The sequence below is a fragment of the Streptomyces sp. NPDC048584 genome (genome assembly GCF_043199595.1).
In the GTDB taxonomy this organism is placed as follows: Bacteria; Actinomycetota; Actinomycetes; order Streptomycetales; family Streptomycetaceae; genus Streptomyces; species Streptomyces edwardsiae.
The window spans coordinates 223,676-237,135 of the sequence record NZ_JBICWF010000002.1; the positions used below are offsets into that span (position 1 = coordinate 223,676).

A 13,460-nucleotide genomic window follows, 5' to 3' on the forward strand; every position below is an offset into this window, starting at 1 on the left:
GGGAGTTCCGCCCGCCGGGGGTGAACAGTGGGTCCACATGGACCACCTCCACGACCGCCCCCAGGGGCCGTACGGCATGGACCACCGGATCGTCTCGGCCCTCAGGGCGTGCGGCGCCGACCCCCGCGTGGCCGGTGCCACGCGGATCCTGTCCTGGGCCGGGGAGCACGGGGCGGTGTGGCTCGTGACGGGGATCGCCGGTGCCGTCGTGGACCGGCCGCGACGCGGTGCCTGGCTGCGCGGCACGGTGCTCACCGCGGGCGCCCACGCCGCCGGCTCGCTGGTGAAACGGGTCGTGCGCCGCCCCCGCCCCACGCATGTCGAGCCGTTGGTCGGCACGGTCGGCCGGCATTCCTTCCCCAGCTCGCACGCCACCTCGGCGGCGGCCGCCGCCGTCGCCTTCGGCGCGCTGGGCTCCCGCGCGGTGCCCCCGCTCGCCGCCGCCGTGTGCGTGTCCCGGCTGGTCGCCGGCGTGCACTACCCGTCGGACGTGGCGGCCGGCGCCGCCCTGGGCGCGCTGACGGCCCGCCTCGGCGCCCGCTGGATGGCGGGAGGCCGGGCGTGACCCTGCTGCGCGAGCGCATCGACCGGCGACAGGCCGCCCCGCCCGGCCGGGGCGGGGGCCTGCTCACGGGCCTCCTGCTGACCGCACGGCCCAAACAGTGGGTCAAGAACGTCCTGGTGATCGCCGCCCCGGCCGCCGCCGGTGAACTGTTCACCCCCGGCACGCCGACCCGGCTCGCCCTGGTCTTCGTCCTGTTCACCGCCTGCGCCGCCGCCGTCTACCTGGTCAACGACGCGCGCGACGCCGAGGCCGACCGCGCCCACCCGGTCAAGTGCCGCCGCCCGGTCGCCGCGGGCCGGGTCCCCGTACCGGCCGCCTACGCCGCCGGGATCATTCTCGGCGTTCTCGCCCCCGTGGCCGCCGCCCGGCTGTGCCCGCCGGAGGTCGCCGCGCTGCTGACCGCCTATCTGGTCATGCAACTGGCGTACTGCGTCCGCCTCAAGCACGTCCTCGTCGTCGACCTCGCCGTCGTCACCACCGGCTTCGTGATGCGCGCGGTGATCGGCGGACTCGCCCTCGGCATCCCGCTGTCCCGCTGGTTCCTCATCACCGCCGGGTTCGGCGCGCTGTTCATGGTCGCCGCCAAGCGCTACTCCGAGGCCGTGCAGATGACCGGGAAAGCGGGCGCCACACGCGCGCTGCTCACCGAGTACACCACCGGCTACCTGCGCTTCGTATGGCAGCTCGCCGCCGGCGTCGCCGTCCTCGGCTACTGCCTGTGGGCCCTGGAGGAGGGCGGTGTGCCGCACACCAGCGTGCTGCCCTGGCGGCAGCTGTCCGTGGTCGCGTTCGTCCTCGCCGTCCTGCGCTACGCCGTCTTCGCCGACCGGGGGACCGCGGGCGAACCCGAGGACGTGGTGCTGGGTGACCGCGCCCTCGCCGTCATCGGTCTGGTCTGGGCGGCCATGTACGCCCTGGCGGTGGCCGACTGGTGAGCCCCCGTTCGCGTGAGCTCCTCGGCTTCGCCACGGCCGGACTCCTCGCCTACGCCGCCGACCTCGCCGTCTTCACGTATCTGCGCGGCCCCGTCGGACTCGGCCCGCTCACCGCGAAGGCCCTCTCCTTCCTCGTCGGCTGCACCGTCGCCTACGCCGGCAACGCGCACGGCACCTACCGCGGCACACGCGTGCGCGGCCCCCGCCCCTACGCCCTGTTCTTCGCGGTCAACCTCGCCGGCGCCGCCGTTCAGCTGCTGTGCCTGGCCGTCAGCCACTACGGGCTCGGCCTCACCTCGCAGCGCGCGGACACCGTCTCCGGCGCGGTCGTCGGCATGGCCCTCGCCACGGTCGTCCGGTTCTGGGGTACCAGGACATTGGTCTTCCGCAACGGGGGCAGAGTCGGATCATGGACTGGCTGAGAAGGCTTCCGGTCGTCGGACCGTGGACGGCGCGGCTGATGCTCACCCACGCGTGGCGGTCGTACGAGCGGCTGGACCGGGTGCACTGGGCGCGGCTGGCGGCCGCGATGACGTTCCGGAGCTTCGTCGCGCTGTTCCCGCTGCTCACCGTGGCCGCCGCGATCGGCGCCGCCACCCTCGGCGAGGAACGGCAGGAGGCCCTGCAGGACAAGATCACTGATCAGGTGCCCGGCATCTCCGACCAGCTGAACGTCGGCGAACTGGTGGACAACGCCGGCACCGTCGGCCTCATCGCCGGTGCCGTGCTGCTGTTCACCGGTGTCAGCTGGGCCGGCTCCATGCGCGAATGCCTGCGCGCGGTGTGGGAGCTGCCCGACGAGGAGGAGAACCCCGTCCTGCGCAAGGGCAAGGACCTGGGCATCCTCGTCGGGCTCGGCGGAGCGGTCGTGATCACCCTGATCGTCTCCACCGTCGCCTCCGCGCTGGTCGGCCGGATCAGCGACGCCATCGGGCTGGAGAAGGGCGGCTGGGGCGGTCTCGTCCTGCACATCGCGGCGTTCACCGTCGCCGTCGGCGCCGACTTCCTGCTTCTGCTGTACGTCCTCACCCTGCTGCCCGGCGTGGAACCCGCCCGGCGCCGCCTGATCGTCGCGGCGCTCACCGGCGCGGTCGGCTTCGAACTGCTGAAGCTGCTGCTCAGCGGCTATATGCAGGGCGTGGCCACGAAGAGCATGTACGGCGCCTTCGGCGTCCCCGTGGCCCTGCTGCTGTGGATCAACTTCACCGCGAAACTGGTGCTGTTCTGCGCCGCCTGGACGGCGACGCCGGGCAAGGAGGACGAGGCCCCCGACCTCATGGACGCGAACGGCGGCGCACCAGGTCCGGCAGCGGCCAGCGCCGGTTGACCAGGAACGCGCCGCCCGCGAGCAGCACGACCACGCCGCCCGCGATGCCCAGCGCGACGCCCGCGCCGTCGGTGCCGTCGCCCGAGGCGGCACTCGCGACCGGCTTCGACCCGCCGGCCGCGGCACCGCCCGCCTGACCGGGCGACGCGGACGGGCCCGGCTGCGCGTCGGTCTTCTCCGCGCTCCTCGGTGCCACCAGTTCACCCACCGGCTCGACCTTGCCGGCCGCCTTGAAGCCCCAGTCGAAGAGCTTCGCGGTCTCCTTGTAGACCTCGTTGCTCTCGTTCTTCTGCGGGTTCATCACCGTGACGAGCAGGACCTTGCCGTCCCGTTCGGCGACACCGGTGAAGGTGGCGCCGGCGTTGGTGGTGTTGCCGTTCTTCACACCGGCTATGCCCTGGTAGACCGGCACGTCGAAGTCGCCGGCCAGCAGCCGGTTGGTGTTCTGGATCTCGAAGGACTCGCGGACCTTCTTGCCCTTCTTGTTCTTCTTCGTCTCACCCGGGAACTTCGCCCTGACCGTCGAGCAGTACTCCCGGAAGTCCTTCTTCTGCAGCCCGGAACGGGCGATCAGCGTCAGGTCGTACGCGGACGACACCTGCTTCGGGGCGTCGTAGCCGTCGGGGCTGACCACGAACGTGTCGAGCGCCTGGAGCTCCTGGGCGTGCGCGTTCATGTCGTCGACGGTGTCCTCGATGCCGCCGTTCATCGCCGACAGGACATGCACCGCGTCGTTGCCGGAGCGCAGGAAGACACCCCGCCACAGGTCGTGGACGGTGTAGGTCTCGTCCTCCTTGATGCCGACCATGCTGGAACCCGAGCCGATCCCGGCCAGGTCCGACGGCACGACCTTGTGCTCCGTCGTCTTCGGCCACTTCGGCAGCAGCGTGTCGGCGAACAGCATCTTCAGGGTGCTCGCCGGGGCCAGCCGCCAGTGCGCGTTGTGCGAGGCGAGCACCTCGCCCGACTCGGCGTCGGAGACGATCCAGGAGCGGGCCGACAGCCCCTTCGGCAGCACCGGCACCCCGCTCGCCAGATTGACCTGCGTCCCCGGCTGCGCGAGCCGGGCACCGCCCACGACGGACATCTTCGCCGGAGGGGTGGCCGAGGGACTCGTCGACGGCTTGGGGGCCGCGAGCGCGACGGGCGACGTCAGCGCGGTGGACAAGAGGACGGCGGAAGCGATCAGCAGCGGTCGCCTGGCGGTGTTCTTGGGTGCGGGCACGGTCGGAAACGTACATGCCATGTCCGGTGAAGTCCCGGGCAGGTCCCCACCCCGGGCAAGGATCCGGACACCGGACGGTGATACTGGGGGAATGAAGCTCAGCCGCCCCGTCTCCTGGTTCCTGCTCGCCTTCGGGGTGTGGAGCTGGGTCATCTGGGTCACTTTCGTCAAGAACCTGGTCAAGGACAGCAGCGGACTCGCGTTCGAGAACGGGCACCCGACGGCGTACTTCTTCGTTCATCTGACGCTTGCCGTCGTCTCCTTCGTATGGGGGACGGTCATCGGGGGCATCGGGTTGCGCGGACTGCGCGCACTGAGCCGGACGTCACGCACGTCCTGACCGGGAACAGGGGAACTCCGCCTCGTGGCCATCGTTTTCGTACTCATCGCGCTACTGGTCGTGGCCGTCCTGGTGACGGGCAACTGGTACGTGTGGCGGCGTCTGTTCCGGGACACCACGAGAGGGCCGGGCGCGGTGCGCCGCGCGGGCGCCGTCGTGATGATCGGCGGCTGGGCGCTGACCGTGGGGGCCCTTGTCGCCGAGCGCGGCGGGGCGCCGTTCTGGCTGCAACAGGTGCTGGCCTGGCCGGGGTTCCTGTGGCTGGCGCTCGCGTTGTATCTGCTGCTGGCGGTGCTGGTCGGTGAGCTGGTGCGGCCGGTGCTGCGGCGGGTTCTGGAGCGGCGGGCGGGGGCGGCCGCGGAGGTGCCGGTGCCGGTGCCGGCCGAGCCGATAGCGGCGGGGGCGGGGGAGAGGGCCGCGCCGAGCGGGGTGACGGCCTCCAATGACGAGGGCGACGGGTCCGGTTCGCAGGTGTCCGCCGCTCCCTCTCGGCGGCTGTTCGTCTCCCGCGTGGTCGGCGGGGCCGCCGCCGCGGCGGCCGTGGGGACGGTCGGCTACGGGACGTACGGCGTGCTGCGGGGACCGAGCGTGAAACGGGTCACCGTGCCGCTCGCCAAGCTTCCCCGCGCGGCGCACGGGTACCGGATCGCCGTGGTCAGCGACATCCATCTCGGGCCGGTGCTCGGGCGCGGCTTCGCGCAGAAGGTCGTCGACACGATCAACTCCACCCAGCCGGATCTGATCGCCGTCGTCGGGGACCTGGTGGACGGGAGCGTCAAGGATCTCGGTCCGGCGGCGGCTCCACTGGCGGGGCTGCGGGCGCGGCACGGGGCGTTCTTCGTCACCGGTAACCACGAGTACTTCTCCGGGGCCGAGCAGTGGGTCGAGGAGGTGCGGCGGCTGGGGCTGAATCCGTTGGAGAACGCGCGTACGGCGTTGCCGCACTTCGATCTGGCGGGGGTGAACGATGTCGCCGGGGAGAGTGAGGGGCAGGGGCCGGATTACGCGAAGGCGCTGGGGGACCGGGATCCGGGGCGGGCTTGTGTGCTGATGGCTCATCAGCCGGTGCAGATTCATGACGCGGTGGATCACGGGGTGGATCTGCAGTTGTCCGGGCATACCCATGGGGGGCAGTTGTTTCCCGGGAATCTGGTGGCGGGGCTTGCGAATCCGACACTGGCGGGGTTGGAGCGGTATGGGAATACGCAGCTGTATGTGAGCCGGGGGGCCGGGGCCTGGGGGCCGCCTACCCGGGTGGGGGCGCCGTCGGACATCACGGTGATCGAGTTGGCTTCCCGGCAGGCCTGAGGTTTGTCTTCGGCGGGGCGGGGCGGGTTGCGCAGCCCGGCGTTGGCGGGGTGCCGCCGCGCCCACCCGTGCCGCCCTGCGGCACGATTGCCCGCGGTTGCGGGTGGGTGGGTTGAGTAGTCCGGTGTTTGTGGGGTGTCGGTTGCGCCTACCCGTGCGGCCGTGCGGCACGTTTGCCCGTGGTTGCGGGTGGGTGGGTTGAGTAGTCCGGTGTTTGTGGGGTGTCGGTTGCGCCTACCCGTGCGGCCGTGCGGCGTGATTGCCCGTGGTTGCGGGTGGGTGGGTTGAGTAGTCCGGTGTTTGTGGGGTGTCGGTTGCGCCTACCCGTGCGGCCGTGCGGCACGTTTGCCCGCGGTTGCGGCGGGGCGGTGGCGTTGCCGGCGGCTGCTCGTGGTTACGGCGTGCGGCGGGGCGGTAGCGTTACCGTTACCGTCAAGCCCTTGTCGGGTGCCGTGTCCACCTCCACCTCGCCTCCGTGTGCCCGCGCGACGCCCTGCACGATCGCCAGGCCCAGTCCGCTGCCCGCGCCTCCGCCCGCCCGGAAGAAGCGGTCGAACACACGGGCCGCGTCCTCCGGTGCGAGGCCGGGGCCCTCGTCCGTCACGCACAGGCGTACCACTCCGTCGTCCCCCCGGCCCACCCCCAGCCGTACCGGCACTTCCGCCGGTGTGTGCGTGCGCACGTTGCCCAGCAGGTTCCCCAGTACCTGCCGCAGCCCCGCCTCGTCCGCGCGCACCAGCACCGAACCCTCCGCCTCCACGGACACCGCCCGCTCCGGCTGCTGGACCCGCAGATCCTCCGCCGCGTCCCGCACCAGCCGGCACACGTCCACGCTCCGCAGCCGCAGTTCGGGACGCTGGTCGAGCCGGGCCAGGACCAGCAGTTCGTCGACCAGCCGCCCCATCCGCTCGGACTCCGCGATCATCCGGTCCCAGGCCCGCTTCCGCTCCGTGGGCTCCCGCAGCATCCCCCGGTCGTACAGCTGGAGATAGCCGCGTATCGCCGCCAGCGGAGTGCGCAGCTCGTGCGAGGCGTCCGCGACGAACCTCCGCAGCTGCGCCGCACTGCGCTCGCGCGTGCGATACGCCGACTCCACCTGCTGCAGCATCGAGTTGAGCGCCAGCCGCAGCTGCTCCACCTCCAGGATCGGATCCTTGCTGGACGGCACCCGCCGGGTCAGATCGCCCTCCGCGATCGCCGACGATGTCTCCACCATGTCCTCCAGCGGCCGCATCCGCCGCCGTACGCTGAACATGGTCAGACAGGCCAGCAGCAGCAACAGCAGCGTGCCGATGGCCAGGTCGAACTTGACCGCCTTGGCGACCCCCTCGTGCACCGCCTCCGTCGAGGTCGCGATCAGGATGTACGTGCCGTCCGCGAGCCGTGTCGCGGTCACCCGGTAGGCGGCGCCGCGCACGGTGACGTCGTGCGGCTCCGGGTCCCGGAGCAGGGTGCGGGCGTCCCCCACCGTCGCCGCCAAGTCGCGCTGGGCCTGCGTGGGTTCGAAGCCGAGAATGCCGACCGGCTTGCCGCCGCTGTCCACCGCCGCGAAGATCGAGTCCGGGTCGACCTCCCGTTTCCAGTCCGGATCCACCCGGTCCCGGAAGAAGCTCAGCACGCTCAGCGAGTCGATCTGCCGCAGCGTCAGCTCCGAGCCGCCCAGCGAGTCACGTGTGTGGGTCAGTTCCGTGTCGATCTGGTCCAGCAGGTAGTAGCGCATGCCCATCACGCTCACCGCGGTCGCCGCCACTATGCCGAGGGCCAGCAGCACCACGTTCGCCAGGGTGAGTGCGCCGCGCAGCGAGTGGATTCCGCGCCGGGGGCCCCTGTTCCGGATCGGGAGCCTCATGTGAGGCCGTATCCGACGCCGCGCCGGGTGGTGATCACCGGCGCGCCCAGGGTCTCGAGTTTGCGCCGCAGATAGCTGATGTACGTCTCGACGACGGTCGATTCGGCGGGGGCGTGCTCGTACTGCCAGACATGGCGCAGCAGTTGCTCCTTCGGCACGATCCGGCCGCCGTTGCGCACCAGGAACCGCAGCAGCGCGTACTCGGTGGGGGTGAGCTCCACCGAACGGCCCCCGCGGCGCACCGAGTACGTCGTCTCGTCCAGCTCCAGATCGCCGTGGCGCAGCGGCGCCCGCTGCGGAAGGACGTCGGCGGGGCGGGTGCGGCGCAGTACGGCGGTGATCCGGGCGACGACCTCGTCGATGTTGAACGGCTTGGTGATGTAGTCGTCGCCGAAGCCGAGCGCGCCCACGATCTCGGCGGGCGCGTCCCGGGCGGTGAGGAAGACCAGCGCCAACTCGGGCTGTCGAGCGCGCAGTTCGCGGCCGAGGGCGCGACCGTCGCCGTCCGGCAGCATGATGTCGAGCAGGGCGCAGTCGGGACGGGTGTGCTCGGTCAGGGCGAGCGCCTCGCGGACCGTGCCCGCCGTCATGACCTCGAAGCGGTGGAAGCGCAGGGCGATGGCGAGGACGTCCGCGATGCTCTCCTCGTCCTCCACGACCAGCACGGTGCCGGGAGCTGTCATGCCTCCAGTATCGGCGCGACTCCCCGCCGTCGCCCGGGTCTTCCCTTTGGAGTTCCTTGAGAGTCCCGCGCCGGTCGTGTTCCCGCACGGGTGCCGCCGCCGATCCTGCTGTGCAGGACCTGGGGGACCGACCGAGCGACAAGGAGCGGGACAGTGGCGGTATTGGCACGCTGGTGCTATCGGCATCGGCTGGTGGTCCTGTTGGTGTGGGTGGGGGCGCTGCTCGGACTGGGGGTTGCGGCGAGCGGCGCGGGCACGAACTACGCGAACGTCTTCTCGCTGCCGGACACCGACTCCAAGCGGGCGTACGACCTGATGGAGAAGGCGTTCCCGGAACGCTCCGGCGACACCGACACCGTGGTGTGGAAGGTCGGCGAGGGGTCCGTACGGGACGAGTCCGTACGGTCCCGGATCGAGCCGGCGCTGGAGGAGATCGGGCGTATGGCGGGGGTCGGCGCGGTCTCCGGACCGTACGGCGAGCAGGGCGCCGCGCAGATCAGCGAGGACGGACGGATCGCGTACGCGCAGGTCACGTTCGCCGAGCAGGCCGACGCCGTACCCAAGGAGCTGGTGCAGGACGTCGTCGACACCGCGCAGGACGCGGAGCGTGACGGGCTCGAGGTGGAGCTGGGCGGCCAGGCCATCACCCGGGTCGAGGAACCGCCCACCGGTACGGCCGAACTGGTCGGCGTCCTCGCCGCCGCGATCGTGCTGTTCGTGGCCTTCGGGTCGCTCTTCGCGATGCTGCTGCCGATCGTGGTCGCCGTCTTCGGCGTCGGCACCGGCCTGTTCGGCACCCAGCTGATCAGCCATGTCACCGACGTCCCCGAACTCGCCTCGCTGCTGTCCACGTTGATCGGGCTGGGCGTCGGCATCGACTACGCCCTGTTCATCGTCACCCGGCACCGGCGCGGCATCCTGCGCGGCGCCGACCCGGAGGAGGCCGCGGTCACCGCCCTCAACACCTCTGGGCGCGCGGTGCTGTTCGCGGGCGGCACGGTGTGCATCGCGCTCGCCGGAATGCTGGTGACGAACCTGCGGTTCCTGGACGGGGTCGTCATCGGCACCTCGCTGACCGTCGTCCTGAGCGTGCTCGCCGCCGTCACCCTGCTGCCCGCGCTTCTCGGACTGCTCGGCCCCCGGGTGCTCAGCCGCCGCCAGCGCCGCAGGCTCGCCGCGGCCGGCCCGCAGACCGAGGCCGTGAGCGGTCTCGCCGCCCGCTGGTCCGCCGGCGTCCAGCGCCGCCCGCGGACGGTGGCCGTCGTCGCCGTCGCCCTGATGGCGGCGCTCGCGATCCCGCTGCTGTCGCTGCGCCTGGGCACCGTGGACCAGGGCAACGACGAGGCCTCCACGACCACCAGGAAGGCCTACGACCTGCTCGCCGAGGGCTTCGGGCCCGGCTTCAACGGGCCGCTCCAGGTGGTGGTGGACGGGGAGGCGTCCGACGGTCTGGTGACCGTCCTGGAGAAGACCGACGGTGTCGCCGCGGTCGCCGCCGTACCGCCCGCGAACGGGGTCAGCGTCATCCAGGTCGTGCCCACCACCTCACCGCAGGACGAGGAGACCGACCGGCTCATCGACACCCTGCGCGACGACGTCCTCCCCAAGGCGGGTGTCCAGGGCCATGTCGGCGGGGTGACCGCCGTGTCCAAGGACTTCGCGACGGTGACCGGTGACCGGCTGCCGCTGTTCATCGGCACCATCATCGGGCTCGGTTTCCTGCTTCTGCTGCTCGCGTTCCGCTCCCTGGTGGTGCCGCTGACGGCCGCCGTGATGAACCTCCTCGCGGCGGCGGCCTCCTTCGGCGTCCTCGTCGCGATCTTCCAGTGGGGACACGGCCTCGAACTGCTGGGCCTCGGCAAGGAGGGCCCCATCGCGGCGTTCCTGCCGATCATCATGCTGTCGCTGCTGTTCGGGCTCTCCATGGACTACCAGGTGTTCCTGGTGAGCCGGATGCACGAGGAGTGGGTGCACACCCGCGACAACGCCCGCGCGGTGCGCGTCGGCCTCGCGGAGACCAGCCGCGTCATCAACTCCGCCGCCCTGATCATGGTCTGCGTCTTCCTCGCCTTCGTGCTCAGCGGGGACTACGGCGCGGCCATGGCGGGTGTCGGGCTGGCCGCCGCGGTCGCCCTGGACGCGTTCATCCTCCGTACGGCGCTGGTGCCGGCCGTGATGCATCTGCTCGGGAAGTCCAACTGGTGGCTGCCCGCCGGACTGGAGAAGCGGCTGCCGCATCTCGCGGTCGAGCCCGGCGAGGACGCCCCGGAGCCCGAGCCGGTTCCGGGCGGACCCTCCTCCGTCGTCCACGGCTTCGTCCGCGCCCCCGACGGTGAGGCCGTCGAGGGTGCCGCGGTCACCCTGCTGACGCCGGGCGGACGCCAGTTGGACCGAGTGGTCTCCCTCGCGGACGGCGCGTACATCGTCGCCGTACCGGCTCCGGGTACCTATCTGCTCGCGGTCACGGCGAGTGCGTTCGGCTCGCGCGCGGCCCAGGTGACCGTCGCGGGCGGTCCGCTGGTGCACGACGTGGAGCTCACGCCCGGTGAGGTGGACGCCGTCAACTGACGGGGTCGGGGCGCTCGTCGTCGGCGGGCGCCCCCTTCTCCTTCTTCGCCGGGTCCGGGAGCGCCTTGGTCATGCCGGGCAGGAACTCCGTGAACAGTTCGTGCACTTCGCGCACCAGCGGCCGCAGCACCCGGAAACGGGCCAGGGAGATGCCGCGCGCGGTGATCCGGGCGCCGCGTTCGGCGAGCCGGTAGCTGCGCTCACGGCCCTCGGTGCGGTCGAAGATCCAGTACAGGACCAGGCCCATCTGCGACAGCCACATCAACTCGGGCAGGATGTCCCGCAGTTCGTCGGGCACCTTCGTCTTCGTGCCCGCGAGTACCGAGCGGTGGACGCTGATCGCCTCCACGCGCGCGTGCTCCGACTCGGGGGAGAAGGGGCTGAGCGGGCTGTCCGGGTCGGCGGCGTTCTTGAAGAACTGCACCGCGAACTCGTGGTACGGCGTCGCGATGTCCAGCCACGCCTTCAGTACGCCCGCCAGCCGCGCCTCCAGGTCGGTCTCCCGGCGCAGGACCTCCCGGGCCGCCACCTGGTGCTCGGCGGCGATCCGGTCGTAGAAGCCCTGGATCAGGTGTTCCTTGCCCTCGAAGTAGTAGTACGCGTTGCCGACGGAGACCCCGGCCTCCTTGGCGATGGCCCGCATGGTCGTCTTGTCGTAGCCGCGCTCCTGGAACAGCCGCATGGCGGTCTCCAGGATCAGGGCGCGGGTCTGCTCGGACTTGCTGAGGGTGGCGCCGTCGTCGGGGCCGTCGTTCTTCACGGGCACGGAAGGAGCCTAACGCCAGCGGGAGGCGGGCCTACGGTGCGGTGCAGGTGCCCGCCTCGCAGTCCGGCGGGGTGTAGTTCCAGCCGTCGCGCGGGTCGTACGTCCAGCCGTCACCCCGGCGGTACACACTCCCGCCCCACCCGGACCGGACCCCGCGCCACTTGGCGGCGGCCAGCACCGCGCCCTTGGCGAGCCGCAGGCCGGACGGCGTGCTCAGCCGGTGGGCGAGGCGCCGGTACTCGCGCAGCGCCCACAGGGTGACGATCCAGGCGTGGGCGCCCCGGTACACCTGCCCGGCGTCCCCCACGACGGTGATCTCCTCCAGCGTGGAGCGGTGGTCGAGGCCGGGGAAGCGGGCCCGCGCCTCCTCCGACGCGGCCGGGACCGGCTCCAGGGGCACCAGCTGCGGCTGGCGCACCAGCCAGTCCCGTACGAAGGCGCACAGCGAGCAGTCGGCGTCGTACAGCACGGTGAGCCGGCGGACCGGGACGCGCACGGCGCCCCGGCCCCGGACAGTGGCCGCCACGCCGCTCACACCCCGGCCGTGGGCGCCGCCCAGCCCTGCGGCGGCACCGGCGGAACCTGCTCGCGCTCCATCATTCCGCGCCGCCGGATCTTGTTGAGCACCCACACATTGCCCAGGTGCATCACACCGAGCACCAGCAGCACCACGCCGAGCTTGGTCGACAGGGCCTCGAAGATGCCGCGCGTGTCGGCGATCGTGTCGTCGTCGCTCAGGTACAGCGCGACGAAGCCGAGGTTGACCAGGTAGAAGCCGACCACCAGGAGATGGTTCACGGCGTCGGCGAGCTTCTCGTTCCCGTGCAGCACGTCGGACAGGAAGATCCGCCCGTTCCTGCTGAGCGTACGAGCCACCCACACGGTCAGCCCGATGCTGACGACGAGGTAGATGACATAGGCGATGACGGTACGGTCCATGCCCCCCAGCCTTTCTTGAACACGTTCAAAACGCTGACAGGGAGACTCTAGGCCTATCTTTTGAACGTGTTCAACTCGTGGTCGTGGTGGCCTGCGTCACAGAGTGCGCCACGAGCCCGGGCGTGGCCGCGCCCGTGGTGCCGGGCGGCCCCGGCACCACTCCGTCAGGGGCGACGCGCCCCCGGGCACGCTCAGTCGGACGTGCGAGCCTGCCCGGCCCGGAGAACCTCGGCCACGTCCAGCGTGACCTTGGCGCCGATGGAGTCGGGGAGGGTGACCTGCTGGCCCGGGGAGTGGAAGCGGTGCGTGGCGTACTCGCTCTCGACCGGGTCGGTCAGGACGTGCAGGCGCTGGTGCTTACGGTCGACGACTACGTAGACGGGGACCTTCGCCTCGGCGTAGGCGGCGACCTTCGTCTTGAGGTCGGTCTTCCAGTTGCTGGAGGTGACCTCCAGGACGAGGCGGAAGCAGACCGGGTCGTAGGAGTTGTTCTCGACGAGGTGGTCGTGGAAATCCGCGTCCACCAGTGCGAGGTCGGGAATTGCGTAGTCCTCGGTGTCGGTCGGTAGCCAGAGGCCAATGCCCTGCACCACCTTTGAGTCCGCGCCGTGCAAGCCGGCGGTCGCGAACGGCAACATGAGGTCGGTCAGGACTACGGCGTGCGGGCCGTCCGGTGGCGGGGTCACGAGGAGCTGGTCTCCGATGATCTCGACGCGGTAGCCCGGATTGCGGTCCATGAGGAGGTTCGCCTCCGCGATCAGCGGACGCTCGTCGCGGGACCGCTCGTAGTGGGGCCGCTCGACGGATGCTGCGGACATCGCGTGCCTCCTAGGGGCTGGTGTCGAGACCATCAGCGTAGGGCGGATGACGCCCTCACGTCCGTCTCGGGCACGTTCACCCGAACGTGTGGCATATGCCAGAGGGCCCCGTCTCCAGCGGAAACGGGGCCCTCACG

14 protein-coding genes are annotated in these 13,460 nt (G+C 71.3%); 7 read left to right on the forward strand and 7 right to left on the reverse strand.

The features are described from left to right. Positions 1–37: 37 nt before the first annotated feature. Genes ACGFR9_RS05265 through ACGFR9_RS05280 form a run of 4 tightly spaced genes read left to right on the forward strand, consistent with a single transcriptional unit; the run spans position 38 to position 2,827 of the window. Positions 38–565, forward strand: coding sequence for a phosphatase PAP2 family protein (locus ACGFR9_RS05265; RefSeq protein WP_393203106.1), 528 nt, complete (start codon positions 38–40; stop codon positions 563–565). Next, positions 562–1,500: a decaprenyl-phosphate phosphoribosyltransferase gene (locus ACGFR9_RS05270; protein WP_393203108.1), complete on the forward strand. Its 939-nt coding sequence runs from the start codon at positions 562–564 to the stop codon at positions 1,498–1,500. Before ACGFR9_RS05265 ends, ACGFR9_RS05270 begins: the two co-directional genes overlap by 4 nt. Further along, positions 1,494–1,922, forward strand: a complete 429-nt coding sequence (locus tag ACGFR9_RS05275) for a GtrA family protein (protein ID WP_393203987.1) — start codon at positions 1,494–1,496, stop codon at positions 1,920–1,922. The genes ACGFR9_RS05270 and ACGFR9_RS05275 overlap by 7 nt, the downstream gene beginning before the upstream one ends. Continuing rightward, positions 1,910–2,827: a YihY/virulence factor BrkB family protein gene (locus ACGFR9_RS05280; protein ID WP_393203110.1), complete on the forward strand. Its 918-nt coding sequence runs from the start codon at positions 1,910–1,912 to the stop codon at positions 2,825–2,827. Before ACGFR9_RS05275 ends, ACGFR9_RS05280 begins: the two co-directional genes overlap by 13 nt. Here ACGFR9_RS05280 and ACGFR9_RS05285 read toward each other — a convergent pair. Beyond that, a complete protein-coding gene (locus tag ACGFR9_RS05285; protein WP_393203112.1) occupies positions 2,775–4,052 on the reverse strand; it encodes a D-alanyl-D-alanine carboxypeptidase family protein in 1,278 nt (425 codons plus the stop codon). The two genes, ACGFR9_RS05280 and ACGFR9_RS05285, sit on opposite strands and share 53 nt — an antisense overlap. 91 nt (positions 4,053–4,143) lie before the next feature. Here ACGFR9_RS05285 and ACGFR9_RS05290 point away from each other — a divergent pair, with 91 nt between their 5' ends. Then, positions 4,144–4,392, forward strand: a complete 249-nt coding sequence (locus ACGFR9_RS05290) for an SCO4848 family membrane protein (RefSeq protein ID WP_030228731.1) — start codon at positions 4,144–4,146, stop codon at positions 4,390–4,392. A 24-nt stretch (positions 4,393–4,416) separates the two neighbouring features. After that, entirely contained in the window at positions 4,417–5,700 is a 1,284-nt protein-coding gene (locus tag ACGFR9_RS05295; protein ID WP_393203114.1) for a metallophosphoesterase, read from the forward strand. Positions 5,701–6,094: 394 nt separating this feature from the next. Here ACGFR9_RS05295 and ACGFR9_RS05300 read toward each other — a convergent pair whose 3' ends face one another. Together ACGFR9_RS05300 and ACGFR9_RS05305 are read right to left on the reverse strand one after the other, a co-directional pair. Further along, positions 6,095–7,549: an ATP-binding protein gene (locus tag ACGFR9_RS05300; protein ID WP_393203116.1), complete on the reverse strand. Its 1,455-nt coding sequence runs from the start codon at positions 7,547–7,549 to the stop codon at positions 6,095–6,097. Beyond that, a complete protein-coding gene (locus ACGFR9_RS05305) occupies positions 7,546–8,232 on the reverse strand; it encodes a response regulator transcription factor (protein ID WP_393203118.1) in 687 nt (228 codons plus the stop codon). The genes ACGFR9_RS05300 and ACGFR9_RS05305 overlap by 4 nt, the downstream gene beginning before the upstream one ends. A gap of 162 nt (positions 8,233–8,394) precedes the next feature. Here ACGFR9_RS05305 and ACGFR9_RS05310 point away from each other — a divergent pair, with 162 nt between their 5' ends. Then, positions 8,395–10,800 (forward strand): MMPL family transporter, encoded by a 2,406-nt coding sequence (locus ACGFR9_RS05310; RefSeq protein ID WP_393203989.1) that lies wholly within the window; start codon positions 8,395–8,397, stop codon positions 10,798–10,800. On the opposite strand, the gene ACGFR9_RS05315 is transcribed toward ACGFR9_RS05310, so the two are convergent. The 4 genes from ACGFR9_RS05315 to ACGFR9_RS05330 all read right to left on the reverse strand — a co-directional run bounded on the left by ACGFR9_RS05315 (position 10,793) and on the right by ACGFR9_RS05330 (position 13,323). Continuing rightward, a complete protein-coding gene (locus ACGFR9_RS05315) occupies positions 10,793–11,566 on the reverse strand; it encodes a TetR family transcriptional regulator (protein ID WP_311644855.1) in 774 nt (257 codons plus the stop codon). The genes ACGFR9_RS05310 and ACGFR9_RS05315 overlap by 8 nt on opposite strands. A gap of 31 nt (positions 11,567–11,597) precedes the next feature. Then, a complete protein-coding gene (locus tag ACGFR9_RS05320; RefSeq protein WP_393203122.1) occupies positions 11,598–12,101 on the reverse strand; it encodes a thiol-disulfide oxidoreductase DCC family protein in 504 nt (167 codons plus the stop codon). Then, positions 12,098–12,505, reverse strand: a complete 408-nt coding sequence (locus ACGFR9_RS05325) for a hypothetical protein (protein ID WP_393203124.1) — start codon at positions 12,503–12,505, stop codon at positions 12,098–12,100. Before ACGFR9_RS05325 ends, ACGFR9_RS05320 begins: the two co-directional genes overlap by 4 nt. A gap of 191 nt (positions 12,506–12,696) precedes the next feature. Next, on the reverse strand, positions 12,697–13,323 hold the full coding sequence (locus tag ACGFR9_RS05330; protein ID WP_393203126.1) for a Uma2 family endonuclease: 627 nt from the start codon (positions 13,321–13,323) through the stop codon (positions 12,697–12,699). Positions 13,324–13,460: the final 137 nt, after the last annotated feature.